Genomic DNA, 25,955 nt, shown 5'->3' with positions numbered 1-25,955 from the left:
CCCCGGGATCACGCTTCGCCGGCAGGCGTTACCATGGTTGCATGCGCGACGTGCTGTGGGCCGTGGTCGCGATGCTCCTCCTCTTCCTCGCCCTGCGGATGGCGACGGCGCTGACCCGCGACCGGCGCAAGCGGCGCGGCGAACGCGCATCCATCGAGGCGCACGGGCGGACGATACTGGCCGAGATTCCGTCGGAAACGGGCCTCGTCTTCTTCGCCGAGGACGCGGAGGCGTTTCACCACGGCGACCGGACGATTCCGAAAGCGGACGTGACGGCGGCCCGCGTGCTGATCAACGGCGCCCCGATCGCCGTCGCCGCGAGCCCCGATCATCGCGCCTCGACCGCCATACCGAGCGACCTCGTCCAGCAGCGGCCGGAGGGGCTCGCGCGCGACCAGTGGGACGTCGCCATCGAAACCGGGGACGACACCGTCATCGTCCCCTGCGGCGCCATCCGGGAGCAGATCTCGCAGGAGCTCGCCCGCAACATCTTCGACGCGGTGAAGCGCACCCTCGAAGCCCGCGGCTGAACCCCCGGGCCGCGCACCCGGACCGGACCGCGTCACCACTCGATCTCGGCCGCCCCGGATCGGTGGTTGACCGCGCGGGCGAGGGCGAACAGCAGATCCGACAACCGGTTGACGTAGCGCAGCAGCTCGGGCTCCACCGCTTCCACGCCGAGTCCGACTATGCGGCGCTCGGCACGGCGGCACACGGCGCGGGCCTGGTGCAGCGCCGCCCCGGCCGGACTGCCGCCCGGCAGGATGAAGCTGCGCAGCGGCGGCACCGCGCCGTCGACCCGGTCGATCCAGGCCTCCAGGCGGTGGACGTCGTCCGCACCCAACTGCGCCTTGGTCACGCGCGCCGCAATGCGCGACCGCGGGTCGGCCAGGCGCGCCCCGATCGCGAACAGATCGCGCTGCACCGCGACGACCATCTCGTCGAGGTCGTCCGGCAGCCCGGCCGCGCGGGCGAGACCGACCACCGCGTTCAGCTCGTCGACGTCGCCGTAGACGGCGACGCGCGCATCGTCCTTCGGCACCGTGGTCCCGTCGAACAGCGCCGTGGTGCCGCGGTCGCCGACCCCGGTGTAGAGAGGCATGCGTTCGGGGGATTATCACACGGCGCGATCGGCAGGCGGTACGAACGGCAGCGGCGTGACGGTCGCCGGCACGCGCTCCGTACCCGACGAGACCTCGACGGACGCCCCGCCGGCGTCGGCCAGTTCCCGGCGGAGGTATCCCAGCGCGATGACCCCGCCCAGGGCCGGCGAGCGGACGGCGCTCGTCACGCGCCCCACGTCGGCGCCGCCGCTGAAGATCGCCGCACCCCGCGGCGGCGGCGCCGGTTCCGCGCCGTCGCGCCTCCCCAGCGTCAACCCCACGAGCCGGCGCGCGATGCGACCCTGGCCGCGGTGGAGGATGCGGATGATGACCTCCTGTCCCACGTAGCATCCCTTGTCGAAGCTGATGGCGCGGTCGGCGATCCCCGCCTCCAGCGGAATCGTGTCGTGGTCCATGTCGATGGGATACGCGGGCCGGCCCGATTCCACCCGCACGGCTTCGGCGGCGGTGCGGTCCACCGCCACGGCCCCGGCGGCCTCGAGCGCACGCTGCAACGCCTCCGCGGCCGGGCGTTCCACGACGACGCGGTAGCCTTCGATTCCGAGGTCGTCGGTCCGCGCCACCCAGCCCGCCGCCGTGCCGAGTTCGAGGGCGCGATGCGCGCATGGCGCCATGGCCCCGGCCGCCGGCCCGCTCAGCGCCTCCGCCACCTCGCGGGCCGCCGGTCCGTGCACGCCGAACCCCGCCGAGCCGGCGCTCAGATCGGCGACGCGCACGTCCTCGGTGAAGACGAGATCGTCGAACCGCTCCCGGAGCCGATCCGCCACGCCGCGGTCGACGTCCAGCAACAGGCGGTCGGGCTGGGCAAGAACGTACATATCCGCGGTCATGCGCCCCTGCGGCGTCAGACAGACCGCGTAACAGCCGGCCCCCGGCGACAGGGCGACGACGTCGTTGCTCAACAGCCCCTGCAGGAAGTCGGCGCGGTCCTGGCCGGCGACCGCGATCCAGCCGCGGTCCTCCGCTGCGATGAACCCCGCGCGGGTCCGTAGAATCCGATAGTCGGCAATGTTCATGGGCGGTCCGTCGGGCGCGTCGATGATATGCTGATTCTCGTGCAACGACGACTTCGCACGTGCCTGCGCCTGGCGCTCTGCCTGTCCGCGGCGGCCGCGACGGCAACCGCCGTCCGCACCCAGCCGCCCCCCGACGCGGGCGCCGGCGAGGCCCTCTTCAACATCTTCGTTCGCTCGACGCCGGCCGGCTTCGAACGCGTGCGCGTCGTACGCACCGGGGACGGCTGGCTCCTGCAGTCGAGCGGGCAGTTGACAACGCCCGTACCGGTCGACACGCGGGTCTTCGAAGCCGCCTACGACACACAATGGCGCCCCCGGCAGCTCACGCTCGAAGGTTCCCAGGCGGGCATTTCCTTCCGCCTCGAGAGCACGTTCGCGGACGGCGCCGCGACGAACACCCTGCAGGAGGGCGACCGGCGGAGCACCACCGAGGCGCGGATCGACCCGGCCTCGGTCCTGCTTCCAAACTCCGTCTTCGCCAGCTACGAGGCGCTGGCCATGCGCCTCGCCGGCGCCCGACCGGGCGCGGAGCTGCCGATCTACGTCCCGCCGCGCGGCCGCGTCTCGGCTCGCGTCGATGCAGTCGGCATCCAGCATATCGAGACCGCCGCGCGAACGATCGAGGCGCGGACCTATCGCATCACGTTCGTCGACCCCTCCCAGCCGCTCGACGCAGAGGTGTGGATCGACGAGAACGACCGCCTGCTGCGGGTCAGTCTGCCGTACGCGGCGCTGGAGGTCGCCCGGCGCGACATCGCGTCGGTCTCGGCGCGGCTGACCACCGATCCGCCGCACCCCGGCAGCGAGCGCGTGCGCGTGCCGGCGGCCGGGTTCACCCTGGCGACGACGGTGACCGCGCCGGTCGACCTGACGCCGCCGGCGGACGGCCGCTGGCCCGCGGTGCTGCTGGTGCCGGGCACCGGTCCGGTCGACCGCGACGAGATCGTCTCCGGCGTGCCGATCTTCCGGCAGCTCGCCTGGACGCTGACGGACCGGGGATTCGTCGTCGCCCGCTACGACAAGCGGGGCTTCGGGCAGAGCGGCGGCCGCGCCGAATCGGCCGCGCTCATCGACTACGCCCAGGACGTCCGCGAGATGGTGCGCTACCTGCAGCGGCGCGAGGACGTCGACCGCGATCGCATCGTTGCCGTCGGCTACGGCGAGGGCGGCTGGATCGGGTTGCTGGCCGCGCGCCGCGAGAACCGCATCAGGGGACTCGCGCTGGTGGCTACGCCCGGCACGACCGGCGCCACGTTCGTGCTCGAGCAGCAGCGGGACGAGCTCCGCCGTACCGGCACGACGGGCGACCAACGCCAGGAACGGATCGAGCTGCAGACGCGCATCCACCGCGCGGTGCTGGGGGACGGCGGGTGGGACGGCATTCCCGACGACATGCGCAGACAGGCCGATACGCCGCTGTTCCGCAGCTTTCTGGCATTCGACCCGACGGACGAGGTGCGCCGCGTGCGGCAGCCGCTGCTGCTGATTCAGGGCGCGCTGGACCGGCTGGTCCCGCCCTATCACGCTCAACGTCTCCAGAACGTCGCGCGCCTGCGGGGACGGCGGGAATCGACGGTGGAGCTGGCCACGCTCGACGGCGTGAACCACCTGCTGCTGGCGGCGAGCGGCGCAGAACAGAACGCGTCGCCGGGGAACCCCGAGATCAGCCCGCGAGTCGCCGAGATCCTGATCGACTGGATCGAGCGGACGCTCCCCGCGGAATAGGAGTCTGCGCGGCGGCGGCCGTCGACCGGTCTTCCGACCCGCTCTCAACTCCGGTGGCTGACGCTGAACTCCACCTGGCCCACCCGCACGCGGTCGCCGTCATCGAGGGTGGAGAGCTTGAGGCGCACGTCGTTGACGAAGGTGCCGTTCGTGCTCTGCAGATCCTCTATCACGAGTTGCCGTTCCGAAGCCGTCAACCGGCAGTGAACGCGCGACATGAGTGCATCGCCGACGATGAAGTCGGCGTTCGTTCCCCGGCCCAGCGTCCGGGCCGCCCCCGGCGGCAGCCGGATGATCACTGGCTCTTCGTCGACGGTGCCGCGGAGAATCCACATGGCGTTCCCGGCGGTCAGCCCTTGCGCGGCTGTGACGGACGAATCTCGACCCGGCTCGGCAGGCTTCGCGCGTCATGGCTCACGAGATCGACGACTACCTGCGCGACGTCGGAGGCCGTCAGCTTCCAGGGCGCCGCGGCGTGCCGATCGTCGCTGCCGGCGAACGCCGTCCCTACGGATCCGGGCGCCACCGCGCTCACCCGGATGCCGTCGAACCGCACCTCCTGCATCAGGGCGGCGGTGAACGCATCGAGGCCCGCCTTGGACGCGCAGTAGGCCGCGCCGTTCGCGAACGGATGGCTGCCCGCCAGGCTGCTCACGTTTACGATCCACCCGCCGCCGCGGCTACGCAGAATCGGGATCGCCGCCCGGCAGCAGTAGAAGACCCCATTCAGGTTGGTCTCGATCACCTGCGCCCAATCGTCGACGGACTGCTCCGCGACCGAGTCGAAACAACCGACGCCGGCGTTGTTGACCAGAATATCGACGCCGCCGAAACGATCCGCGGCGGCGGCGATCAGCCGCTCCGCGTCCGCCGGCCGCCGCACGTCGGCCGCCACGGTTTCGATGCGTCCGGCGCCCGCGGTCCCGGCGAGTGCCGCCAGCCCGGCGGCCGCTTCGTCCAGCGACCGGACCGAGCGCCCCGATATCACGACGTCGGCGCCGCGCTGCAGCAGGCTCTCGGCCACCGCGCGCCCAATCCCCTTCGATCCTCCAGTCACGATGGCCACCGAGCCCGCGAAACGGGCATCCCGCTCTTCGGCCGCCGGTCCTGTGTCGACTGTCATCGCCACTAGAATACCGCGAGCATCGCGGCTCGAATTGCAGCGGGCTCTTGCCGCAGGCTCCCGACATGCCGGTTCTCGCCATCATCGGCGCCGGAACGCTCGGCGGTTCTGTCGCGCGCGTGACGGCCGCGCACGACATCTACCGCGAAGTGCGGCTGATCGACGACGCCGGAGACATCGCGGCCGGCAAGGCGCTCGACATCCGCCAGGCAGGACCTATCGAGGGGTTCGGCACGGCGATCGCCGCCGACAGCAACCCCTCGGCCGCAGTAGGAGCGGACCTGCTGATCCTGGCCGGCCCGGCCGGCACTCACGATGCCGCGTGGGATGCGGATGCCGGGCTGAATCGGCTGCGCCAAGTGGCCGCCTTTGCTCGCGGCGCCATCGTCATCTGCGCGGGCGCCGGGCAGCGCGGCCTCGTCGAACGAGGCGTATCCGAGGCGGGATTCGACAGGCGCCGGCTGCTCGGCTCCGCCCCGGAGGCCCTCCGGGGCGCGCTGCGAGCCATCGTCGCGCTGGAGGCCGGATGCGAGGCCTCCGAGGTAGCCCTCACCGTGCTCGGTGCGCCCCCGGAGCACGTCGTCGTGCCGTGGAGCCAGGCGACGGTCGGCGGCCTGTCGCTCGAGGCGCTGCTCCCGCCCCCGCGGTACCGGCGCCTGCGCGCGCGAGCGGCGGCGCTGTGGCCCCCGGGTCCCTACGCCCTCGCGGCGGCGGCCGGACGGGTCGCGGCGTCCCTCGTCACCGGCAGCCGCCGCCAGGCCTCCTGTTTCGTCGCGGTCGACGGGGAATTCGGGACGCGCAGGCAGGCGCTGGCCGCGCCGGTCCTGCTCGGCGCCGGCGGTGTGGCGCGCATCGTCGAGCCGGCGCTCGACGCCGGCGAGCGCAGCAGGCTCGAAGCCGCCCGCGCCGGCTGACGCCGTCGACCGAGCCGACTAGTACTAATCATCGACCACGATTTCGCGGTCGAACACCTCGGCGAAGCGTCGGGCGACGCGGTCGGCGACGGCGACGTCCGAAACCTTCGTACCGGTAAGCCGGGCAAGCGAGGTCACGCCGCGATCCGCGAGGCCGCACGGCCGAATCAGCGCGAAATCGTCGAGATCGGTCGCCACGTTCAGCGCGAATCCGTGACTGGTGACCCAGCGCGACAGGCGCACGCCGATCGCGGCCAGCTTGTCGTTGCCGACCCAGACCCCGGTGAGGCCCTCGATCCGCGTTGCACGGACGCCGAACCCGGCCACCGCCCGAATGAGAACCTCCTCGAGATCCCGGACGTACCGGTGCACGTCGCAACGGTCCGGCTTCAGCAACAGGATCGGGTACCCCACGAGCTGTCCGGGTCCGTGATAGGTCACGTCACCGCCGCGCCGCGCGTCGTGGACCTCGACGCCGCGCCGGCGCAACACGTCCGGCGGCGCCAGTACGTTGTCCGCGCCGGCCCGCACGCCCCGGGTGATCACGGGCGGGTGCTCGAGCAGCAGCAACTGGTCGGCTATCGCGTCCCGCTGGCGCTCGGACACGAGCTTCCTCTGCAGCTCGACGGCAGCGGCGTACCGTACGAGCCCGAGCCGCCGAACGTGAAGAGCCCGCGCTGGACGCATGGAGAGACGGGTGAAAGCTACAGGCTGCCGCTGTCGAATCGCTCGAGGCCGGACTTTACCCGGGCCATGAACCGGTCCGCGACCGCGCCGTCGATGAGCCGGTGGTCGAAGCCGAGCGCAAGGTAGGCGCGCGGGCGCGCCGCGATCGTCCCCGCGTCGTCAATCACCACGGGCCGGCGCTCCACCGCTCCCAGACAGAGTATCGCCACCTGCGGCTGGTTGATGATCGGCATCCCGAACAGGGACCCGAACGCCCCGGGATTGGTGATCGTGAAGGTCCCGTCCTGCACCTCCTCCGGTGCGAGGCGCTTCGAGCGTGCGCGCGCGGCCACATCGGCAATCGCCGCGGTCAGCTCCGGCACGCTCTTCTCGCCCGCGCGCCGGATTACCGGCACGATCAGACCGCCGTCGCCCTCGAGGGCCACGGCGATGCCCAGATTGACGTCGGGCGCGTGGATGATCCCGCCGCCGTCACTCGTGAGCGACGCGTTGAGCAGCGGCATCTCGACCAGCGCGTCGATCGCCGCTTTCGCGACGAACGACAGGAACGTCAGGCGGGCGCCGCGCTGCGCGTACGAGTCCCTGTGCGCCTCTCTCAGCGCGACTACGCGCGAGAAATCGACGTCGAATACCGTGTGCACGTGCGCCGACGTGCGGCGGCTGCGGACCATGTGCTCCGCGATCCCGCGCCGCATGACCGACAGGGGCTCGATGCGACGGTCGTCCCTCGGCGCCGCCGGCGCGTGGGCGCCGGCCGGCGATGCCGCCGCGACGTGCTTCAGGATGTCGTCCTTCGTGACGCGATCGCCCGCACCGGTGCCCGCTACCTCGGTGGGGTCGACGCCGTGCTCGCGCGCCAGCCGGCGAACGACCGGAGATACATGGGCGCTCCGGCGCCCCGCCGACGGCGGCGCCGCTGCCGGCGCGGGGCCGTCGGCCCCCGGCGCCGCTGCGGACGATTCCGGCGCGCGCGCACCGCCGCTCTCGACCACGGTCTCCCCGGGCGCACCGATGACGGCGACGATGCTGTCGACGGGCACGGTCTCGCCCGCCTCCGCACGCACCTCCGCCAGGACGCCCCCGGCCGGTGACGGCACCTCCGCGTCGACCTTGTCCGTGGAAACCTCGAACAGCGGCTCGTCCCTGTCGACCCGGTCGCCCACGCGCTTGTTCCACCGCACGATGGTGCCCTCGGCGATGGATTCGCCGAGCTGCGGCATGAGCACGTCGATCGCCATCGGTTGGTCGCAGAGTGGCGGAAGGAAGGACAGCAAACCCGAGTTCGCTCGGACCGGCCGCAACGTCGGTCCGGAAGGAGTGAAGCGGGAGGCCGGGGAGACGCCCACCCCGGCCTGGCGCACTTCGCGCTGGGCGCCGGCTCGGTCCGGCGTCCGGCACAGGAACGCTACGCGTCGGTGAGCACGGCGTCCTTGAGCTGCTTCGCGATGCGCGCCTTGACCACCTGCTTCGCCGGGATCTCGATGGCTTCGCCCGTCGCCGGGTTGCGACCCATCCGCGCCTCACGGTTCTGCAGCACCAGCTTCGCGATACCGGGGAGCGTGAACTCGCCGGAATCCTGAAGCTGCTCCTCGCACAGTCGCTGCAACTCTTCGAAGAACACCCGCACGTCACCGCGCTTGAGAGTGACGTCGTAGTTGGACATGTGCTCGACGAAGTGCGCGAACAACTCGGTCTTGCCCATCTTGCGGGCTGCGGCCATCGGCGCTCCCCCTGGTGTGAGCGCGCGATTGTGGACGCCTCGAAGACCGCGCGCGCCGACGGTCATCAGGACGGAAAAACCCAATAAAAGTGAGAGAAGCCTAGCGCGGGGGTTCTCGCGTGTCAATCCGTTGCGTACCGACCCGGTGTCCGGTCGGGCTAAACTCATCGGATGCCGGATTCGCCGCTCGAGACGTTTCCCAACCCCAGACGCGAGCGCGACTACGAGATCGCCATCCGCTGCCCCGAGTTCACGTCGGTCTGTCCGAAGACCGGGCTCCCCGACTTCGGGGAGATCCGCATCACGTACGTGCCCGGCGAACGCTGCATCGAGCTCAAGGCGCTGAAGTACTACCTGATTCGTTTTCGTGACCAGGGCATCTTCTACGAGGACGTCACCAACCGGATCCTGGACGACCTCGTCGCCGCGTGCCGCCCGCGCCGGATGACCGTGGTCGGCGATTTCTCGGTGCGCGGGGGCATCACCACCCAGGTGACGGCCGTCTACGCGTCTGCGCCGCACGACGGCGTAGACTCATAGCGAGGGTTGGTTGGACGGAGAGCGGAGGCCGCAGCGCGACCTCGTGGTCGCCTTCGGCGGCGATTTCCAGGCGATGAGTGATGAACCGCCACACCGCGTGCCCATCGAGGCGGAGCTGGATCTGCACACCTTCGCGCCGCGCGACATCCGGTCCGTGGTCACGGAGTACGTGCACGCGGCGTCGGCCGCGGGGCTGCAGGAGGTACGCTTCGTGCACGGGCGCGGGACCGGCGTCCAGCGCGGAAACGTCCAGTCCACGCTCGAGCAGCATCCCCTGGTCACGGCCTTCTGGGACGATCCGCGATCCCACCTCGGCGCGACGGTCGCGTCGATCCGCCCCGGCGCCCCGGACTCTGCCTGACGATCCTCTGCCCACCGGGACCCGCCGGCCTCGCGCGCAGGCGCCGACGGCCGCGGCGCTGCGACTGGTCGGCTGCCTCACGCTGGCCTGCGTCGCACCGGCGAGCGCCCAGTTGCGTCTTCCCGAGCTGGCGATCGAGGCACCCGAGCGGCTCCGCGCCGTCGCCAGCCAGATCCGGCGGCTCGACGTCGGCCGCCTGCAGGCGGTGATGCGCCTGGTCGGCCTGAGCGATCCGGGCAACCGGATTCGGGTCGTGCTCGTGCCGGAGGACTCGCGCATCGCGCGCGAAACCGCCCCGTGGGTCGGAGGGTTCGCCGATGCGGCGAACGACCTCATCGTCCTCTTCCCCGACCGCATCGGAAGCTACCCCCACGACTCGCTGGAGGTGGTGCTTCACCACGAGGTGGCCCACATTCTGGCCGCGCGGGCGGCCGGCGGCGGACGCTTGCCCCGCTGGTTCGACGAAGGACTCGCCAGCGTCGCGGAACGAAGCTGGGGCATCGGCAACCGGTCCCGGTTCCTGTGGGCCACCGTCATGGCCGGCCAGCCGACGGTCACCGCCCTCGAAGGCCTCTTCTACGGGGATGGACGGGACGCCGCGCGCGCCTACATCATCTCGCACGCCATCGTCCGCGACGTCATCCGGCGGCACGGCGCCGCCGTCGTGTCGCGCATACTGTCCGGGGTCGCGGCCGGAGCCACCTTCGACAACGCCTTCATCGGCGCCACCGGAACGACCGTGCGCGGCGCGACCCGCCTCTTCTGGCGCAGCTCCGGCGGCTGGGAAGAGTGGATAACGTTCCTGGCCAGCCCCTTCACCCTCTGGACCCTGATCACGAGCCTGGCCCTGGCCGCGATCTGGCGCCATCGTCTGCGGCGCGCGGAGCGCCGGCGGCGCTGGGAGGCCGAGGAGGCACTCGATACGGATCCCTGGGACGAACACCGGCCCGACTATCGGGTGCACTGACGCTCGCGACGCATCCCGAATCTCGAACAGCGCCGCCCACGACGTTTGCGGCCGGTCGCGCCGCCGCGGCCGATCCGTCTACCAGGGATCCAGCCCCAGCAGCCGCGCCGGGTTGCGCCGGATCATCGTGTCGATCTCATCCGCAGTGATGCCGGCGTCCAGCATCGCGCGGATATAGGTCCGCAGGCCGTCGGTGTGCACCGGATTACCTTCCTGCCCAAGGTCGGACGACATGAAGAAGGCGTCGGCGCCCAGATCGCGGATCGCCGAGACATAGTCCTCGATGGTGCGGCCGCCGCCGTGCACGGCCAGCCAGTCGATCTCCATGATCGCCTCCGCGTCGGCCATCTGCCGCATCTGCTCGCGGGTCGCGCCCTGGCTGAACACGTGCGTCACGAGAATCCGGGGCACCCCGAGACGCTTCGCCTCCGGGATCAGACGCAGGACCTCACCCGGCGCCGAATGCCCCATCGCCAACGTCAGGTCGTGCTCGGCGAGCAGCTCGAACACCTCCAGCACCGCCGGCAGCGGCTCGCCGCCCTCCAGGATGGGCACGTACGGCACGCCGCCGCCCGACGACGTCGCGGCGTACTCCGAATCGAAAGTGGGTAGCCATACGACCTTGCCGCGTCTGCCCGAGAACGCGGCCATCTGCCGCACCGCCTCGGGGTTGATGCCGCCGACCGCCCGGTTGAGGACGAGTCCGCCGAAGATCTCCAGGCCGTCCACCTGCTCCATCGCGATGGCCGCGCGATCGGCTGTCATGGTGAAGTGGTTCTTCAGCAGGATGGCGCGCATGCCCGCCTCGGCGGCCAGCCGCGACGCCTCGATGTCGTCCACGGAGCGCGGGCGAGAATCGGGTCCCGTGTGGAAGTGCAGATCGACCACGCCCTCCAGGGAGATTTCTTCCTCCTGCCCCTGCGCCACCGCGGCCGCGCCAACGACCGCCATGCCGGCCGCGATGGTCGGCAGCACGACAACTCGCTTCATTCTTCCCATCGCACGCCCTCCTGTCCTCGCGAAGACCGGCCGGAGCCCGGTCCCAGTCCCGAGCCGCACGGCACTATCATAGGGCCACCGGGCCGGGATTCCGCCGGTGGACGCGCTGCCAGTCGGCCGCGATGTCCGGCGTCGGTCCGGACGAAGCATGCCGGCTCCTTCCGAACCGCGAGCAGCCCGCGGCAAGAGCCCCGCAGGGTCTCGCCACGAACCGCTGGAACCACGGTCGCACCTCTGGATCTGGTTCGTGTACGTCTTCCTGTTCGCCGCCTCCGTGCCCTGGTACCTCCCGGCCGGCAGTCCCGCGCGGCTCTGGTTCGGGCTCCCGCACTGGGTCGTCATATCTCTCTCCGCCTACCTGGCCGTCGCCGTCTTCACCGCGTACGTAGTAGCGCGCCACTGGTCCGTACCGCCGGCCGGCGAAGACCCGGACGACGCGGAAGGCGAACCGTGAGCTCGTCGCTCGCGCTCGGCGCCGGCGCGGCCGTGGGCCTCTACCTGCTGGTGCTCGTCTCGGTCGGCTACGCCACCCGGCGCCGCGGCGCCCAGACCGGCCTGGGCGACTTCTACCTGGCCGGCCGCAACCTGAGCGGCTTCGTGCTGCTGCTGACCCTCTACGCGACGCAGTACAGCGGCAACACGCTGCTCGGCTATCCGGGAGAGGCATTCCGTATCGGCTACGCCTGGGTGATGAGCGTCGGCTTCATGATGGCGATCATCGTCGTCTACCTGATCTTCGCGCCGCGCCTACAGCGCGTCGCCCGCCGCCATGCCTTCGTCACCCCGGGGGACTGGATCACGCACCGCTTCGGCTCGCCCCGCCTGACGCTGCTCGCCAACGTGCTGCTCGTCCTGGCGATCTCCAACTACCTGCTGGCCCAGCTCATGGCGATGGGCCACGTCACGGAAGGACTGTCGGGCGGCGCCGTGCCCTATTGGGCAGGAGTCGTGCTGCTGACGCTGGTCGTCATCGTCTACGAGACGGTCGGCGGCATGCGCGCCGTCGCCTGGACCGACTGCGTGCAGGGCGTGATGCTGCTGGTGGGACTGGCCGGCCTGCTGCTGGCCGTGGTGCCGACCCCGACCCACCTCACCGAGCTGACGCTGGCGGTCGCGGCGCAGGCGCCGGAGAAGGTCGCCGTCCCGGCGTGGGAGGTCTCGCGCAACTGGCTCAGCACGCTGCTGCTGATCGGCTTCTCCGGCGCCGTCTATCCCCACGCGATCCAGCGTATCTACGCCGCCCGCGACGCGGCGACGCTCAAGCGGGCCTTCAGCGTGATGGTCTTCCTGCCGCTGGTCACCACCGGGGTCATGTTCATGGTGGGCATCCTGGCCATCCGCGAGCTGTCCGCCGGCGGCGACGCCGACCAGGTGATGCCGGCGCTGCTGACCGTCTGGAGCGGGCGGTCCCTGCTGCTCTACCTCCTCTGCGTGACGGTCATCACCGCCGTCGTCGCCGCCGTCATGTCGACCGCCGACTCGGTGCTCCTGAGCCTCTCGTCGATCCTCGCCAAGGACATCGTGGGGGCCGCCCTGCTCGAGGGCGCCTCCGAGGAACGACTGACCCGCATCGGCAAGCTGCTCTCGTGGGTTGTCGTCGGCGTGCTGGTGATCATCGCCCTGTCGCCGCGGGTGACGTTGTGGGGCCTGACCGAAATCAAGATGGAGATCCTGGCCCAGGTGGCGCCGCTGTTCGTCCTCGGCGTGACGTGGCGGCGCCTGACGACGGCCGCGGCGTCCAGCGGGATGCTGGCCGGCTGCGCGATCTATGCGGGGCTGCTGCTCGCGGGACTGCCGACGGTGTGGAACGTCCACGCCGGCGTGGTCGGGCTCGGCGTCAACGTGGCGATGTGCGTAACGGTGACGCTGTTCGCAGGGCGGCTCGACAGCGGTTATCGTGCATGACTATAATCGGGCATGGCTTACGGTGGCCTTTCGACGCGCGCGGCCCGATCCACGAGCGACAGGGATACGCCGACCTCGGCACCGACCCGCGACCGTCGCACGCCGACCGGACTGCAGTTTCCCGGGTGTCGACCGATAGCCCTGCGCCGGGACCAGCTCGCCGACTTCGACGGTCGTCTCGAGTACTGGGAGGCGCGCACCGAAACCGCCTGGGTTCTCGCCGAGCCGACCGGCGGCATCCACGAGTCGACGTCACGCCGGCTGCCGGAGCTCGCACGGCTGATCGCAACCGTGCGCGGCGCGCCGATCCGGGCGTTCGGGTCGGTCGACCTGCGGGTGAACGACGACGCCGGCCGGGCCGAGCGGATCATGCAGGCGGACGAGACGCTCTACCTGCACCCGCGCCGCGCCCGCATGCCGTCCGGGCCGCTGATCATCGGCCTCCATGACCTGCCGGACGTCGTGTTGGAGGTCGATCACACCACCGACATCCGCCGGGGCAAGCTGCCGTTGTACGAGGCGTGGGGCTTCCCGGAGCTGTGGATGCTGGTGCCGCCGGCCGGAGCGACCCGCCGCTGGCCCGCCGGCGTGACGATCCATCGGTTGCAGGGCGACCGGTATGGCGTCGTGCCGGAAAGTGAGGCGTTTCCGGGTTGGACCGCCTCGGAAATCCATGTGGCGCTGACCGAGCCGCTGACGACGGAGCGCACCTGTCGCGTGCTGGAGCGGGTCGGGCGCATGCTGGGTACGCGGGAAGGAACCGGCCCCGAGGACGACCCGTTGTTGCGCGTACTGGGAAGCCGGGAACGGGCCGAGGGCGAGGCCGCCGGACGGGCGGAAGGCAAGGCAGCGGGACGAGCCGAAGGGCAGGCCGAGCTCGTCCGCGCGATGCTCGCGGAGCGCGGGGTCACCGTCTCCGAGTCGTTCACGGCCCGGGCCGCGAAGGCCGCCGACACGCCCGGCGGCGCTCGGATGGCCGCCGCTGCACTGGCCTGTACCGATGAGGCGGACTTCTGGCGGCGCCTTGGCCGGACGTGCATCTGACCGCTTGCGGATCGAGCATCCACCGGCGGTGTCCATGCAGGACCCGCAGGCGACGAAGACGGCGCCGCACTGACGGCGCGGAAGCGCCGAGCCGCGCAGGCTACCGTGGATTGACCCGCGTGCTCTGGGACGACACGCACTGCCAGCGTCCGTCGCGCACCACCCAGACGTCCGTGTAGCGCAGGACGATCTCGGCCTCCTGCCCGCGTCGGATGCCGACCACGCGTAGCGTGAACCACACCACTGCGGCGTCGTCGTAGACCTGCACGATGAAGTCGTCCTGCGTGGCCGAGATCACCCGCTGGTTGAACGACTCGGCAAGCGCCAGTTCGCGGGCCTTGTCGCCGCGCGTGCCGTCGTCGTAGGTCACGATGAAATCGTCGGCGAGAATGCTCTCGAGGAACGCTACGTCCCGCGCGTAGAATGCCTCGTTCCAGCCTCGCTCGAGCGCGATGAGGGCGTCCTCGGTAGAAACCTCGGGAAGCTGGGACGCGGAGAGGCTCGACGCCCAACCGGACGCGAGCAAGCCGAACAGGAGATACCGGAGCCATCGTCGTCGCATCATCGCCTCCGCGCTGCCGTGTCGCGGCCCATTATTCCATGCCGCGTGGAGTGCTTCCCGCGATGCCGGACCAACGTGCCTCGGCCGCGTCGACGGCCGCCGCATGACAGACGCGTCGCGGGTTGCGACAATGAGACGAATGCGCTTCTTCAACACCGAGGGTCCGGTACGGCCGGACGACCACTACTGCATCCCGCCGCTGGAGCGCATCGACCTCGACACGGTGCTCGGCCTCGTTCGCGACAAGAAGTACTTCGTGTTGCACGCGCCACGACAGACGGGCAAGACGTCGGCCCTGCTGGCGCTGCGCGACCTGCTGAACGGCGGCGGCGACTACCGATGCGTGTACGCGGACTTCGAGGTCGGACAGGCTGGGCGCGAGGACACCGAGAGGGCGATGCGCGCCCTGCTCGGGGAGCTGGCCCGCCGGGCGCGCGTAACGCTGGGTGACAATACGCCGGACGCCCTGCGGGGCACGGCGCTGGAAACGGAGGGCGCCGACGGCGCACTCATCGACGTGCTTTCGCGCTGGGCCGCCGCCGACCCGCGGCCGCTGGTGCTGCTGATCGACGAGATCGACACCCTGATCGGCGACACGCTCGTCTCCGTGCTCCGGCAGTTGCGTGCCGGCTACGATCAGCGGCCCACCGGCTTTCCCCACAGCGTCATTCTGTGCGGCGTGGTGGACGTGCGCGACTACCGCATTCGGTCGAGCGCCGCGAACGCGCTGGTGCTCGGCGGCAGCGCCTTCAACGTCAAGTCGAAGTCGCTGCGACTCGGCGATTTCACCGAGGAGGAGGTGCGCGCCCTGCTCGCCCAGCACACCGCCGAAACGGGACAGGCGTTCACCGACGACGCATTCCGGATGGTCCGGACCCGCACCGCCGGCCAGCCGTGGCTGGTGAACGCGCTGTGCTACGACGCCTGCTTCGACGACAGGAGCGGCCGGAACCGCTCGCGTCCCATCACCGGTGATGACATCCTCGCGGCCCAGGAACGGTTGATCCTGCGGCGCGACACGCATATCGACCAGTTGGCGCACAAGCTGCGCGAGGAGCGGGTGCGGCGGGTGATCGAGCCGATCCTGGCGGGCGCGGACGAGCAGTCGTGGTCGGAGGACGACCTCCTCTACCTGCGCGACCTGGGGCTCATCGCGCAGGACGCCGGTGGCGCACCGCGCATCGCCAACCCGATCTACGCCGAGGTCGTGCCGCGCCACCTGAACGCCGCCGTGCAGGCGGGCCTGCCGCACGACCGGGCGTGGTACGTGGACGCGGACGGCGCCCTGGACGTGGCGGCGCTGATCGCCGATTTCCAGACGTTCTTCCGGGAACACGCCCAGCACTGGGTGCAGCGTTTCGAACAGTACCAGGAGGCAGGCCCGCAGCTCCTGCTCCAGGCGCATCTGCAGCGGGTGGTGAACGGCGGCGGGACCATCGAGCGGGAGTACGCGCTCGGCCGGGGCCGCACCGACCTGCTGATCCGCTGGCCGCAGGGCGGGCGGACGAGGAAGTTCGTGGTGGAGTGCAAGCTGCGCCGCGGAGAGCTGGAGCGCACCATCACGGAGGGAATGACGCAGACGCGCGGCTACATGGACCGTTGCGGAGCCGAGGCGGGCCACCTGATCGTGTTCGACCGCGCGCCGGAGCGGACGTGGGCGGAGAAGCTCTTCCGCCGCGACCCGACGGCGGACGGTGCGCCGGTCACCGTGTGGGGCATGTGACAGCGGCGAACGCCACGCTCAGACCCGGCCCCCGGCGGCCGAGCACCTCCCTACGAGCGGAAGACCCGCAGCAGCCGGCTCAGCGGGTCGTAGAGCTTGTCGACCACGCGCTCCTTGAGCGGGATGATGGCGTTGTCGGTGATGGTGATCTCCTCGGGGCAGACCTTGGTGCAGCACTTGGTGATGTTGCAGTAGCCGACCCCGAAGTCGTTCGCCAGGTCCTCGGAGCGGTGCTCGGTGTCGAGGGGGTTCATCTCCAGCGCCGCGGTGTAGACGAAGAAGCGCGGCCCGATGAACTCGTGGTGCAGCCGGTGGTCGCGCAGCACGTGGCAGACGTCCTGGCAGAGGAAGCACTCGATGCACTTCCGGAACTCCTGCACGCGCTCCGCGTCGGACTGCCGCATCCGCCACGTGCCGTCCTCGGCGTCCGGCGGGCGCGGCTTGAACGGCTTGATCCGTTTCTTGACCTCGTAGTTCCACGACACGTCGGTGACCAGGTCGCGGACGACCGGGAATGCCTTCATCGGCTCGATGGTGACCGGCTCGTCGAGGTTCAGGCTGTTGAGCCGCGTCATGCACATCAGCTTCGGATGGCCGTTGACCTCGGCGGAGCACGAGCCGCACTTGCCCGCCTTGCAGTTCCAGCGCACGGCGAGGTCGTTGGCCGACTCGGCCTGGACCTGGTGCACGGCGTCGAGCACCACCATCCCCTCGGTCACCTCGGTGGTGTAGTCCTGGTAGTCGCCGCCCTCGTCGTTGCCGCGCCAGATCCTGAACGTCGCCCTCGCCATCGGTCTCCCCCGCTTCGTCAGCTCTTCTGGCTCTCTTCGATGATGCGCTGCAGATCCTCGCGCGGCGGCGCGATGGCCTCCCGGCGAAGATCCATCGAACCGTCGGCCCCCTGCTTGACGACGAGCGTGGTCTTCCCCCACTCCTCGTCCTTGCCGAGGTGGTCCTCGCGGAAGTGCGCGCCGCGGCTCTCCTGCCGTTCGATGGCCGAGCGCGTCACCGCCTCGGCCACCGGCATCAGGTTGCGAAGGTCGAGCGCGGTGTGCCAGCCGGCGTTGTACTCGCGGTTGCCCTGCGCCTCGACCCGCTTGACCCGCTCCTGCAGCCGCTGCAGCGAGTCGAGCGCCTGCCGCAGCTCGGCGTCGTTGCGGACGATGCCGACCTGGCTCTGCATCAGGTCCTGCAGCTCGTACTGGAGCTGGTAGGGCGCCTCGCCGCTGCCCTGCCGGTCGAGCGGCTCGAGCGCCGTGCGCGCCACCGCCTCGACCTGCCCGTCGTCGATCACGCCGGACTGGTGGTCGCGCGCGAACGCCGCGGCGTACTCCCCGGCGCGCTTGCCGAAGACGAGCAGGTCCGAGAGCGAGTTGCCGCCGAGCCGGTTGGCGCCGTTCAGGCCGCCCGCCACCTCGCCGGCCGCGAACAGGCCGGAGACGGTCGACATCTGCGAGTCGGCATCCACCCGGACGCCGCCCATGACGTAGTGGGTCGTGGGCCCGACCTCCATCGGCGTCTCGGTGATGTCGATGCCGGCGAGCTGCTTGAACTGGTGGTACATGCTCGGCAGCTTCTTGCGGATGTGCTCGGCGCCGTTCGGCAGCTTCGACTTGATCCAGGCGATGTCGAGGAAGACGCCGCCGTGCGGGCTCCCGCGGCCCTCCTTGATCTCGCGCACGATGCAGCGCGCCACGTGGTCGCGGGTGAGCAGCTCCGGCGGCCGGCGGGCGTTCTTGTCGCCCTGCGTGTAGACCCACCCCTCTTCCTCGCTGTCGGCGGTCTGGTGCTTGTAGAGGTCGGGGATGTCGTCGAACATGAAGCGGCGCCCCTCGCTGTTGCGCAGCACGCCGCCCTCGCCCCGCACCCCCTCGGTGACCAGGATCCCCTTGACCGACGGGGGCCAGACCATGCCGGTCGGGTGGAACTGGACGAACTCCATGTCGATCAGCTCGGCGCCGGCCCGGTAGGCCAGGGCCTGGCCGTCGCCGGTGTACTCCCAACTGTTGCTCGTCACCTTGAACGCGCGCCCGATGCCGCCCGAGGCCAGGACCACCGCCTTCGCCTTGAAGAGCCGGAACCGGCCGCGCTCGCGGTCGTAACCGAACGCGCCGACGACCCGCTCGCCGTCCTTGAGGAGCTCGACGACGGTGCACTCCATGTGCACGTCGATGCCCTGGTGCACGCCGTGGTCCTGCAGCGTGCGGATCATCTCCAGGCCGGTGCGGTCGCCGACGTGGGCCAACCGGGGATACTTGTGGCCGCCGAAGTTGCGCTGCAGGATGCGTCCGTCGCGCGTGCGGTCGAAGACCGCGCCCCAGGCCTCGAGCTCGCGCACCCGGGCCGGCGCCTCCCTGGCGTGCAGCTCGGCCATGCGCCAGTTGTTGAGGTACTGGCCGCCGCGCATCGTGTCGGCGAAGTGCGTCTGCCAACTGTCGCGGTCGTCGACGTTGCCGAGCGCGGCGGCCATCCCGCCCTCGGCCATCACGGTGTGCGCCTTGCCGAGCAGCGACTTGCAGACGAGGCCGACGGAGACCCCGGCCGCCGAGGCCTCCACCGCCGCCCGCAGCCCCGCCCCGCCGGCGCCGATCACCAGGACGTCGTGTTCGAATGTCTGGTAGTCCATCCCTGGTTTCGCTTGTTCTTCACTTCGATGAGGCCGCGGGCCACAGCTCGCGGAACTACAGGATGCGGAGGTCGGTCCAGACCCCCATCGAGCAGAGCCGCACGTACACGTCGGAGAAACAGACCCAGACGAGGCTCAGCCACGCGAAGAGCATGTGACGGCGGTTCAAGCAGCTCACGCAGTCGTACGCGCGCTGCTGTACGGGGTTCGCCGAGATGCAGTCGTGCCGGCCGCCGACCAGATGGCGCAGGGAATGGCAACTGAACGTGTATCCGCCGAGCAGGACCACGTTGAGCGCGAGCACGAGCGTTCCGATGCCGACGCCGAACGACACGGTCCCGGCCGCGTCCTCGAACCAGAGCGCGTTCCAGACGTCGTAGCTCAGGAACACGATGAAGCCGAGCGCGAGATACAGGAAGTAGCGGTGCACGTTCTGCAGAATCAGCGGGAACGAGTTCTCGCCGCGGAACGCGTTGCGCGGCTCGCCGACCGCGCACGACGGCGGGTCGGCCCAGAATGCCTTGTAGTACGCCCCCCGGTAGTAGTAGCAGGTCACCCGGAAGCCGGCCGGCGCCCACAGAATGAGGAACGCGGGCGAGAAGGGCAGCCACGCCGGCCACCACCCGGGCTTCGGCCCGAACAGGCTGTGCGACGAGTCGCCGAACAGCTCGGGCGAGTACAGCGGCGACAGGTAGCCGCCGTGGGCGTAGTACTCGCCCTGGACCGCGGCCCAGTTCAGGTAGATGAGGGCGCCCAGGAGACCGGCGAAGACGGCGGCCGGCTGCAGCCACCAGGCGTCGCGCCGCGACGTCTCACCGAACCCCCGCACCGGTATCGCAATCTGCACCCGATCCATCTCGCTGCTCCGTTCGACGACGGGAAAAAGGGCCTGAACACGGCCCACGACCGCCGAATCCGCCAATAGAATATCACTTCGACTCGCGGGTCCGGCGCGTCCGGAAAACTCGACCGCCGACTCCCGGACCGACGCCGCGACCTATAATTCCGGGAGAGCGGGCCTGCCCGACCACGGTGCGGTTCCGGCGCGGGACGGGCACCTGCCTGCGGGGAGGAGAATCATGCCTTTCTGGAGGTCCTGGCGCTGGAACTGGTGGGAAGCCGGAGAGGCGGCAACGTCTGCGAAGGAGAGAATCATGTCACTGCGCATCAACGACGTCGCGCCGGATTTCACGGCGGAGACGACCGCGGGCACCATCGACTTCCACGACTGGGTCGGCGACGGCTGGGCGATCCTGTTCTCGCACCCGAAGGACTTCACGCCGGTCTGCACGACCGAGCTGGGCACGGTGGCCGGGCTCGGACCGGAGTTCGCGAAGCGCAACTGCAAGGTGCTGGGCATCAGCGTCGACGGCGTCAGCGACCACGAGCGGTGGTCGAAGGACATCGAGGCGTCGCAGGGCCACGCGCTCAACTACCCGCTGGTCGGCGACCCGGAGCTGAAGGTCGTCAAGGCCTACGACATGCTCCCGGCCGACGCCGGCGACTCGTCGGTCGGGCGTACGCCTGCCGACAACGCCACCGCGCGCTCGGTCTTCGTGATCGGACCGGACAAGCGCATCAAGGCTACGCTGACCTATCCGATGAGTACGGGGCGTAACTTCGACGAAATCCTGCGGCTGCTCGACTCGTGCCAGCTCACCGCGGCGAAGAAGGTGGCGACCCCGGCCAACTGGAACCAGGGCGAGGACGTCATCATTCTGCCCGCGGTCTCCGACGCCGAGGCGCGCGAGAAGTACCCCGACGGCTGGCAGGCGCCGCTGCCCTACATCCGCATCGTCCCGCAGCCGAAGTAGGAGGGGCGCGGCGAACGGAGGGAGGCGCCCGTCGCGCGGCCCTTCGTCCGCCTCGCCGCGCGCACGTGCCGGAGCACCGTCGAGCCGGTGCGGCCGGCCTCGCTCGGCCGGACGTCGTCTGCATGCCGCGACTTCCCGCTGCGCAGCCCCCGGACTAGTGGATCACGGTATCGTCGCCCATTTCGTCGAGCGGCTCGAGGTGCGGTATCTCCAGTTCGCGCACGGCCTGGATGACGTCATCGAGCGCATCCACCGCGCTGCACAGTTGCGGCCCGTCCCTCAACCGCTTGCGCGCTGCTCGCAGGGTACGGAGCACCTGCGCCCGATCGAACCGTTGACCCGCGCAGTGCTCGCAGAAGCTCATGGCACTCAGTCTCCGTCCTGCATGTGCGGGTAGCGGTAGTCGCGCGGGGGCAGGAAGTTCTCCTTCGTGGTCCGCGGACTGACCCAGCGGATCATGTTCAGCAGGCTGCCCGCCTTGTCGTTCGTCCCCGAGGCGCGGGAGCCGCCGAACGGCTGCTGGCCGACCACCGCCCCGGTCGGCTTGTCGTTGATGTAGAAGTTCCCCGCCGCGTTGGCGAGCTTGCCGTGAGCGAGGTTGATCGCCTTGCGGTCGGTGCCGAAGATGGCGCCGGTCAGCCCGTAGGGCGACGTCTTGTCGCACAGCTCCAGCGTCTCCTCGTAGGCGTCGTCGTCGTAGACGTAGACGGTCAGCACGGGCCCGAACAGCTCGACCTCCATCGTCCGGTAGCGCGGGTCGTGGGCCCGGATGAGCGTCGGTGCGACGAAGTAGCCCCGGCTGTCGTCACAGTGCCCGCCGCAGACGACGTCGGCGCCGGCATCGGCGCGCGCGCCGTCGATCGCCGACTTCAGCGTGTTGTAGGACGCGCGATCGATGACCGCGCCCATGAAATTGGTCAGGTCGGCCGGGTCACCGCACTTGATCGCCTCGATCTCGTGGCACCATTCGTCGCCGTACCGGTCCCAGAGGCTCCTGGGAATGTAGGCCCGGCTGGCCGCGCTGCACTTCTGGCCCTGGTACTCGTAGGCGCCGCGAATGAGCCCGGTCGCCAGTGCGTCGGGATCGGAGGAGGCGTGGGCGAAGACGAAGTCCTTGCCGCCGGTCTCTCCGACGATGCGCGGATAGCCGCGGTAGCCCGCAATGTTGGCGCCGACCGTCTTCCACATCCCCTGGAAGACCGCGGTGCTGCCGGTGAAGTGCACGCCGCCGAGATCCGGGTGGTTCATCGCCGGCTCGCCGATCTGCCCCCCGCTGCCCGGCACGAGGTTGATGACGCCGTCGGGCAGTCCCGCCTCCTTGAGCATCTCCATCAGCCGGTAGGCGGAGAGAACGGCGGTCGAAGCCGGCTTCCAGATGACCGTGTTGCCCATCATTGCCGGGCTGGTCGGCAGGTTGCCGGCGATCGAGGTGAAATTGAACGGCGTGATCGCCAGGACGAAGCCCTCGAGCGGCCGGTACTCGACGTAGTCCCATATCGCCGGCGCGCTGGCGGGTTGCTCGGCGAATATCTGAGGCATGTACGAGACGTTGTAGCGCAGGAAGTCGATCAACTCGCAGGCCGCGTCGATCTCGGCCTGGAAGACCGTCTTGCTCTGGTTCAGCATCGTCGCCGCGTTGATGATCGGCCGGTACTTGCCGGCGAGCAGCTCGGCCGCCTTCAGGAAGACGGAGGCGCGCGCCTCCCACGGCATGGCCGCCCATTCCGGGCGCGCCGCTGCCGCGGCGGCCACCGCCTGCTGCACGGAGTCGGCGTTACCCTTGTGGAAGGTCGCCAGCACGTGCTGGTGGTCGTGCGGCATGACGCACTGACCCAGATCGCCGGTGCGGACCTCGCCGCCGCCGATGATCAGCGGGATCTCGATCTGCTGGCCGGCGACCTCGGCGAGGTGGGTGTTCAGCTCTTCCCGCTCCCCGGACCCGGGCGCATAGCTCAGCACGGGCTCGTTCACGGGTGTCGGTACTTGCACTCGAGCGTTGATCATTCAAGCGGCTCCTTCGGTCTGCGACAGAGATTACTGCATCGGGCGACGTGTTCGCCCCACCCGTCGGGCTCAACACGAGCCGAAACGGGACGGACTCGTGATGTCGAGCGCACCGTCGAGACGCCGGTCGACCACCAGATCCCCGACCAGAGCCGCCGTCAACGGCGCCAGCAGGATGCCGTTGCGAAAGTGGCCGCAGGCATAGACGAGACCGGGCACGGCCGCCGACGGCCCGATGACGGGCAGCTCGTCCGGCGTCGCCGGCCTGAGGCCGACGCGGGCTTCCTGGAACGACGCGTTGCTCACCGCCGGCGTGACCCGTCGCGTGGCGTCGATGAGCTCCCGGACGCCGGCCACCGTGGCGCGCTCGTCGAAACCGACCTCCTCGCTGGTCGCACCGGCCAGCACCGAGCCGTCGCTCCACGGCACGAGGTAGCAGTCCGACGCCCAGATCACGCGTTTGAGGGCGGGCGCCGGCCACCCCAGGTGCAGGAGTTGCCCGCGCACCGGTCGAATCGGGACCGGTGCGGCCCCCTCGATCTCCACGTGCCCCGCCCAGCTCCCGGCAGCCATGATTGCCCATTCGCAGGCGAGCGCGTCGCCGGCCGTCTCGACACGGACGGCGGCGCCGTTGCGCGCGACGCGCGTCACGGCCGCGGAAGTCTGGAACGCTACGCCGTGGGACGCTGCGGCCCGCCGCAGAGCAGCGGTCAGCTCGGAGACGCCGACGAAGCCGTGCGACTCGACGATCAAACCCCCGTGCACGGCCGGCGCCAGTTGCGGCTCGGCCTGCCGCACCGCGCCCGCGTCGAGGAGCTCGGCGCCGATGCCGCGCGCTTCGCAGGCGGCCAGGATGCTCTCCAGACGCGTCATGTCCTGCGGGCCGGAGGCGACCTCGAGCGTACCGGTGCGCGCATACTGCACTGCCGCGCCCGAGTCCTCGACGATGCCCGCCACGAACTCGTCGTAGAGATCCAGGCTGCGGGTGGTCAGGTCGAGGAGCGGCCGGCGATCGGGCGCTTCGATGTACGGCGCCAGCACGCCGGCCGACGCCTGTGTCGCGCCCTGCCCAACCTCGCGACGGTCGATGACGCGAACGTGCAGGCCGCGCCGCGCCAGCTCGTAAGCGACCGCACACCCGACGATCCCGGCTCCGATGACGACGACCTGCGATGTCTGGTCCACGGTTCTGGGTCCTGCCAAACCCCTGAGTGTACTACGGCCGGGCCGTACGCGTCCCGTGCCGGCAGACGAGGCGCCGAGACTACTCGAAGAGGCGCCCGATGGCGATGCAGAGCGCGGGCAGGCCGTAGAAGAGGAGGGCGACCCACACGACCGTCAGCTTGCGCGACCGTAGCGCGAGCTTCGTCACCTGGCGTGCAGCCTCCAGCGGCCATCGACGAATCGCCTTCACCGGGTAGATCAGCAGCAGGCCGCTCATATTGAACAGCAGGTGCACCAGGGCGATCTCGAGGCCGGCCGCCGCGTTCGGCCCCGAGACCGCAAGGGCTGCGAGAAGCGCCGTCACCGTGGTGCCGATGTTCGCCCCGATCGTGACCGGGAACGCCTGCTCGAGCCGCAGCAGGCCGGCGCCGCCCAGTGGCACGAGCAGCGACGTCGTTATCGAGCTCGACTGCACCATGACGGTCACGACCACGCCGACCAGCATGGCGATGATCGCGCTCGAGCTGAGCGCCCGGTCGATCATGCCCTCGACCCGTGAGGTCACTGCAGCCCGCATGACCTTCACGAGCAGAAACAGCGCGAAGAAGATGAACGCGCCGCTGATGCCGATGAGGAAGACGGCCTGCCCGCCCGCGGCCGCGAAGAGTCCCCGGGCCATCGCAATGATCGGCTCGAATCCGGCGTTGAGCGCCGTGCTCAGCGGGCTCTCGTACTCGACCCCGCCCACGTGTCCCAACGTCTCGGCCAGCGTGCTGGCGGTGCGTCCGAGGTAGCCGGTGGCAATCTCTACCGGCAGCAGCACCAGCACGGCCAGATAGTTGAAGATGTCGTGGCAGATCGCGACCGGAAACGCCCGCTCGAACTCGTCCCGGCGTCCGATGTGGGCCAGCGAGACGATGGTCGCCGTCACCGTGGTCCCGATGTTGGCCCCCATCACCATGGGAATCGCGTTGGCCAGGGGCAGCGGATTCTCGGGCGCCGCGACCAGAGCGACGACCATCGAGGTGGTCACCGAGGAGCTCTGCATGACCGTGGTCGCCAGCAGGCCGACGATGAGGCCGATAAACGGATTGGAGGTCGCCGCGAAGAAGCTCTCGATGAAGTCCTGCCCGATCAGCTCGAAGCCGTCACCGAGTCCCTTGACGCCGAGGAGAAACACGAACAACAGGGCCGTCACGCTCAGCGCGCGCTGGACGACGGTCGACCCGAAACGTTCAGGGCTGGGGGTTGTGGCGGGCAAAGCGGTCCGGACGATGCTCGTGTCCTGCCTTTCTTCGAACGGACTACCGGCTCGGCCCCCCAACCGATCCGGCGCCTCATTCTACACGCTGGCGGCTCGCGCGGGCGAGCACGGGCACCGCGGGATGACAGCCGGTCATCCCGCGGTGACACGGTTCCTCCCCGTCGAATATGCTTCCGACGGGCCGCGGCGCGCACGGAACGGCTTGCAGCCCCATGGAAACGAGGCATAATCGCCTTGGGACACTAACGGCACGGCTCTTGCTGTCCTTTCGACGAGTGAGGAGTCTTCTGGCATGACACGTGCATCCTTCTTCGTCGTCGCCGCCCTCGCCGTCACGCTGGTCGTCGCCGCGGCCGGCATCGGCGCGTACCTCGCGGTTCGCCACAACGCACTGCCCGCGGATGGCCCGGTAGGGGATCAGGCGCCAGGAGGGCGCATGGATCCGGCCATCCACGAACCGGACGGACCGGCCGCCACCCGCACTGCCGGACCGGCGGCAGGGGTCGCCGTCGAGGCCACCGAACAGGTAATCGAGCCCGAGATCGTCGTCGAGGCGTCCGCAGCCACGGGGCCGGCGGCGGCCGGGGAACCGCCCGCGACTGCGGCCCGCCGCGCCCGCCCGGCCCCGCCCGCGGCGCCGCGCCGCCCGGCGGCCCGCCCGGCGCCCCCTGCG

The 25,955-nt window shown here is 70.3% G+C and carries 26 protein-coding genes; 11 read left to right on the top strand and 15 right to left on the bottom strand.

Annotation, left to right across the window (positions count from 1 at the left end):
• The first annotated feature begins 41 nt into the window (after positions 1 to 41).
• The gene (locus F4X11_18460; GenBank protein MYN66987.1) at positions 42 to 530 is read left to right on the top strand and encodes a hypothetical protein; all 489 of its coding nucleotides are present in this window, start codon (positions 42 to 44) and stop codon (positions 528 to 530) included.
• 32 nt (positions 531 to 562) lie between these two features.
• Here the strand turns inward: F4X11_18460 and F4X11_18455 are convergent, their stop codons facing one another.
• A complete protein-coding gene (locus F4X11_18455; GenBank protein ID MYN66986.1) occupies positions 563 to 1,102 on the bottom strand; it encodes a cob(I)yrinic acid a,c-diamide adenosyltransferase in 540 nt (179 codons plus the stop codon).
• Between the two features lie 15 nt (positions 1,103 to 1,117).
• Positions 1,118 to 2,140, bottom strand: a complete 1,023-nt coding sequence (locus tag F4X11_18450) for an aminomethyl transferase family protein (protein MYN66985.1) — start codon at positions 2,138 to 2,140, stop codon at positions 1,118 to 1,120.
• Positions 2,141 to 2,179: 39 nt separating this feature from the next.
• Here F4X11_18450 and F4X11_18445 point away from each other — a divergent pair, with 39 nt between their 5' ends.
• Entirely contained in the window at positions 2,180 to 3,865 is a 1,686-nt protein-coding gene (locus F4X11_18445; protein ID MYN66984.1) for an alpha/beta fold hydrolase, read from the top strand.
• A 44-nt stretch (positions 3,866 to 3,909) separates the two neighbouring features.
• Here F4X11_18445 and F4X11_18440 read toward each other — a convergent pair whose 3' ends face one another.
• Positions 3,910 to 4,200: an FHA domain-containing protein gene (locus tag F4X11_18440; protein MYN66983.1), complete on the bottom strand. Its 291-nt coding sequence runs from the start codon at positions 4,198 to 4,200 to the stop codon at positions 3,910 to 3,912.
• Between the two features lie 14 nt (positions 4,201 to 4,214).
• On the bottom strand, positions 4,215 to 4,988 hold the full coding sequence (locus F4X11_18435; GenBank protein MYN66982.1) for an SDR family oxidoreductase: 774 nt from the start codon (positions 4,986 to 4,988) through the stop codon (positions 4,215 to 4,217).
• A gap of 65 nt (positions 4,989 to 5,053) precedes the next feature.
• Between F4X11_18435 and F4X11_18430 the strand changes: the two genes are divergently transcribed.
• On the top strand, positions 5,054 to 5,902 hold the full coding sequence (locus F4X11_18430; protein ID MYN66981.1) for a hypothetical protein: 849 nt from the start codon (positions 5,054 to 5,056) through the stop codon (positions 5,900 to 5,902).
• 24 nt (positions 5,903 to 5,926) lie between these two features.
• Here the strand turns inward: F4X11_18430 and lipB are convergent, their stop codons facing one another.
• From lipB to F4X11_18415, 3 genes are all read right to left on the bottom strand, one after another.
• Entirely contained in the window at positions 5,927 to 6,589 is a 663-nt protein-coding gene (gene lipB, locus F4X11_18425) for a lipoyl(octanoyl) transferase LipB (protein ID MYN66980.1), read from the bottom strand.
• A 17-nt stretch (positions 6,590 to 6,606) separates the two neighbouring features.
• Entirely contained in the window at positions 6,607 to 7,827 is a 1,221-nt protein-coding gene (locus F4X11_18420) for a 2-oxo acid dehydrogenase subunit E2 (GenBank protein MYN66979.1), read from the bottom strand.
• 167 nt (positions 7,828 to 7,994) lie between these two features.
• Positions 7,995 to 8,291, bottom strand: coding sequence for an HU family DNA-binding protein (locus tag F4X11_18415; protein ID MYN66978.1), 297 nt, complete (start codon positions 8,289 to 8,291; stop codon positions 7,995 to 7,997).
• A gap of 189 nt (positions 8,292 to 8,480) precedes the next feature.
• Between F4X11_18415 and queF the strand changes: the two genes are divergently transcribed.
• The 5 genes from queF to F4X11_18390 all read left to right on the top strand — a co-directional run bounded on the left by queF (position 8,481) and on the right by F4X11_18390 (position 14,125).
• Entirely contained in the window at positions 8,481 to 8,849 is a 369-nt protein-coding gene (gene queF, locus F4X11_18410; GenBank protein ID MYN66977.1) for an NADPH-dependent 7-cyano-7-deazaguanine reductase QueF, read from the top strand.
• Positions 8,850 to 8,859: 10 nt separating this feature from the next.
• On the top strand, positions 8,860 to 9,210 hold the full coding sequence (locus F4X11_18405) for a Smr/MutS family protein (protein MYN66976.1): 351 nt from the start codon (positions 8,860 to 8,862) through the stop codon (positions 9,208 to 9,210).
• 112 nt (positions 9,211 to 9,322) lie between these two features.
• Positions 9,323 to 10,177: a hypothetical protein gene (locus F4X11_18400; protein MYN66975.1), complete on the top strand. Its 855-nt coding sequence runs from the start codon at positions 9,323 to 9,325 to the stop codon at positions 10,175 to 10,177.
• Positions 10,178 to 10,828: 651 nt separating this feature from the next.
• Positions 10,829 to 13,081: a hypothetical protein gene (locus tag F4X11_18395; protein ID MYN66974.1), complete on the top strand. Its 2,253-nt coding sequence runs from the start codon at positions 10,829 to 10,831 to the stop codon at positions 13,079 to 13,081.
• A gap of 12 nt (positions 13,082 to 13,093) precedes the next feature.
• A complete protein-coding gene (locus F4X11_18390; protein MYN66973.1) occupies positions 13,094 to 14,125 on the top strand; it encodes a hypothetical protein in 1,032 nt (343 codons plus the stop codon).
• A 100-nt stretch (positions 14,126 to 14,225) separates the two neighbouring features.
• On the opposite strand, the gene F4X11_18385 is transcribed toward F4X11_18390, so the two are convergent.
• Positions 14,226 to 14,792 carry a nuclear transport factor 2 family protein gene (locus F4X11_18385; protein MYN66972.1) on the bottom strand — a complete coding sequence of 189 codons (567 nt, stop codon included), beginning with the start codon at positions 14,790 to 14,792 and terminating at the stop codon, positions 14,226 to 14,228.
• Between the two features lie 34 nt (positions 14,793 to 14,826).
• Between F4X11_18385 and F4X11_18380 the strand changes: the two genes are divergently transcribed.
• Positions 14,827 to 16,410, top strand: coding sequence for an ATP-binding protein (locus F4X11_18380; GenBank protein MYN66971.1), 1,584 nt, complete (start codon positions 14,827 to 14,829; stop codon positions 16,408 to 16,410).
• 50 nt (positions 16,411 to 16,460) lie between these two features.
• Here the strand turns inward: F4X11_18380 and F4X11_18375 are convergent, their stop codons facing one another.
• Genes F4X11_18375 through F4X11_18365 form a run of 3 tightly spaced genes read right to left on the bottom strand, consistent with a single transcriptional unit; the run spans position 16,461 to position 19,892 of the window.
• Entirely contained in the window at positions 16,461 to 17,201 is a 741-nt protein-coding gene (locus F4X11_18375; GenBank protein MYN66970.1) for a succinate dehydrogenase/fumarate reductase iron-sulfur subunit, read from the bottom strand.
• A gap of 17 nt (positions 17,202 to 17,218) precedes the next feature.
• Complete coding sequence (locus F4X11_18370) at positions 17,219 to 19,036, bottom strand: fumarate reductase/succinate dehydrogenase flavoprotein subunit (protein ID MYN66969.1); 1,818 nt, start codon at positions 19,034 to 19,036, stop codon at positions 17,219 to 17,221.
• Positions 19,037 to 19,091: 55 nt separating this feature from the next.
• Positions 19,092 to 19,892 carry a succinate dehydrogenase gene (locus F4X11_18365; GenBank protein MYN66968.1) on the bottom strand — a complete coding sequence of 267 codons (801 nt, stop codon included), beginning with the start codon at positions 19,890 to 19,892 and terminating at the stop codon, positions 19,092 to 19,094.
• Between the two features lie 298 nt (positions 19,893 to 20,190).
• Between F4X11_18365 and F4X11_18360 the strand changes: the two genes are divergently transcribed.
• Positions 20,191 to 20,850, top strand: a complete 660-nt coding sequence (locus tag F4X11_18360; protein ID MYN66967.1) for a peroxiredoxin — start codon at positions 20,191 to 20,193, stop codon at positions 20,848 to 20,850.
• A 154-nt stretch (positions 20,851 to 21,004) separates the two neighbouring features.
• Here the strand turns inward: F4X11_18360 and F4X11_18355 are convergent, their stop codons facing one another.
• The 4 genes from F4X11_18355 to F4X11_18340 all read right to left on the bottom strand — a co-directional run bounded on the left by F4X11_18355 (position 21,005) and on the right by F4X11_18340 (position 25,342).
• On the bottom strand, positions 21,005 to 21,214 hold the full coding sequence (locus F4X11_18355; GenBank protein ID MYN66966.1) for a hypothetical protein: 210 nt from the start codon (positions 21,212 to 21,214) through the stop codon (positions 21,005 to 21,007).
• A 5-nt stretch (positions 21,215 to 21,219) separates the two neighbouring features.
• The gene (pruA, locus tag F4X11_18350; GenBank protein MYN66965.1) at positions 21,220 to 22,854 is read right to left on the bottom strand and encodes an L-glutamate gamma-semialdehyde dehydrogenase; all 1,635 of its coding nucleotides are present in this window, start codon (positions 22,852 to 22,854) and stop codon (positions 21,220 to 21,222) included.
• A gap of 69 nt (positions 22,855 to 22,923) precedes the next feature.
• Positions 22,924 to 24,057, bottom strand: a complete 1,134-nt coding sequence (thiO, locus tag F4X11_18345; GenBank protein ID MYN66964.1) for a glycine oxidase ThiO — start codon at positions 24,055 to 24,057, stop codon at positions 22,924 to 22,926.
• Between the two features lie 61 nt (positions 24,058 to 24,118).
• Complete coding sequence (locus F4X11_18340) at positions 24,119 to 25,342, bottom strand: hypothetical protein (GenBank protein ID MYN66963.1); 1,224 nt, start codon at positions 25,340 to 25,342, stop codon at positions 24,119 to 24,121.
• 232 nt (positions 25,343 to 25,574) lie between these two features.
• Here F4X11_18340 and F4X11_18335 point away from each other — a divergent pair.
• On the top strand, positions 25,575 to 25,955 hold a 381-nt coding region (locus F4X11_18335; protein ID MYN66962.1), incomplete at its 3' end, for a hypothetical protein.

This window comes from Acidobacteriota bacterium (assembly GCA_009861545.1).
Lineage (GTDB): Bacteria > Acidobacteriota > Vicinamibacteria > Vicinamibacterales > UBA8438 > WTFV01.
The sequence above is the reverse complement of the archived record's forward strand: the minus strand, read 5'-3'. Positions and strand labels throughout refer to the sequence as shown.

Bases quoted from the DNA above. Each gene is read 5' to 3' on its own strand.
- F4X11_18370 (MYN66969.1), bottom strand. From the start codon at position 19,036: ATGGACTACCAGACATTCGAACACGACGTCCTGGTGATCGGCGCCGGC.
- F4X11_18365 (MYN66968.1), bottom strand. From the start codon at position 19,892: ATGGATCGGGTGCAGATTGCGATACCGGTGCGGGGGTTCGGTGAGACG.
- F4X11_18380 (MYN66971.1), top strand. From the start codon at position 14,827: ATGCGCTTCTTCAACACCGAGGGTCCGGTACGGCCGGACGACCACTAC.
- F4X11_18390 (MYN66973.1), top strand. From the start codon at position 13,094: ATGGCTTACGGTGGCCTTTCGACGCGCGCGGCCCGATCCACGAGCGAC.
- pruA (MYN66965.1), bottom strand. From the start codon at position 22,854: ATGATCAACGCTCGAGTGCAAGTACCGACACCCGTGAACGAGCCCGTG.
- queF (MYN66977.1), top strand. From the start codon at position 8,481: ATGCCGGATTCGCCGCTCGAGACGTTTCCCAACCCCAGACGCGAGCGC.
- F4X11_18450 (MYN66985.1), bottom strand. From the start codon at position 2,140: ATGAACATTGCCGACTATCGGATTCTACGGACCCGCGCGGGGTTCATC.
- F4X11_18420 (MYN66979.1), bottom strand. From the start codon at position 7,827: ATGGCGATCGACGTGCTCATGCCGCAGCTCGGCGAATCCATCGCCGAG.
- F4X11_18430 (MYN66981.1), top strand. From the start codon at position 5,054: ATGCCGGTTCTCGCCATCATCGGCGCCGGAACGCTCGGCGGTTCTGTC.
- F4X11_18455 (MYN66986.1), bottom strand. From the start codon at position 1,102: ATGCCTCTCTACACCGGGGTCGGCGACCGCGGCACCACGGCGCTGTTC.
- F4X11_18415 (MYN66978.1), bottom strand. From the start codon at position 8,291: ATGGGCAAGACCGAGTTGTTCGCGCACTTCGTCGAGCACATGTCCAAC.
- F4X11_18440 (MYN66983.1), bottom strand. From the start codon at position 4,200: ATGTGGATTCTCCGCGGCACCGTCGACGAAGAGCCAGTGATCATCCGG.
- F4X11_18460 (MYN66987.1), top strand. From the start codon at position 42: ATGCGCGACGTGCTGTGGGCCGTGGTCGCGATGCTCCTCCTCTTCCTC.
- F4X11_18375 (MYN66970.1), bottom strand. From the start codon at position 17,201: ATGGCGAGGGCGACGTTCAGGATCTGGCGCGGCAACGACGAGGGCGGC.
- F4X11_18355 (MYN66966.1), bottom strand. From the start codon at position 21,214: ATGAGCTTCTGCGAGCACTGCGCGGGTCAACGGTTCGATCGGGCGCAG.
- F4X11_18385 (MYN66972.1), bottom strand. From the start codon at position 14,792: ATGCGGCGGCCGTCGACGCGGCCGAGGCACGTTGGTCCGGCATCGCGG.
- lipB (MYN66980.1), bottom strand. From the start codon at position 6,589: ATGCGTCCAGCGCGGGCTCTTCACGTTCGGCGGCTCGGGCTCGTACGG.
- F4X11_18360 (MYN66967.1), top strand. From the start codon at position 20,191: ATGTCACTGCGCATCAACGACGTCGCGCCGGATTTCACGGCGGAGACG.
- F4X11_18435 (MYN66982.1), bottom strand. From the start codon at position 4,988: ATGACAGTCGACACAGGACCGGCGGCCGAAGAGCGGGATGCCCGTTTC.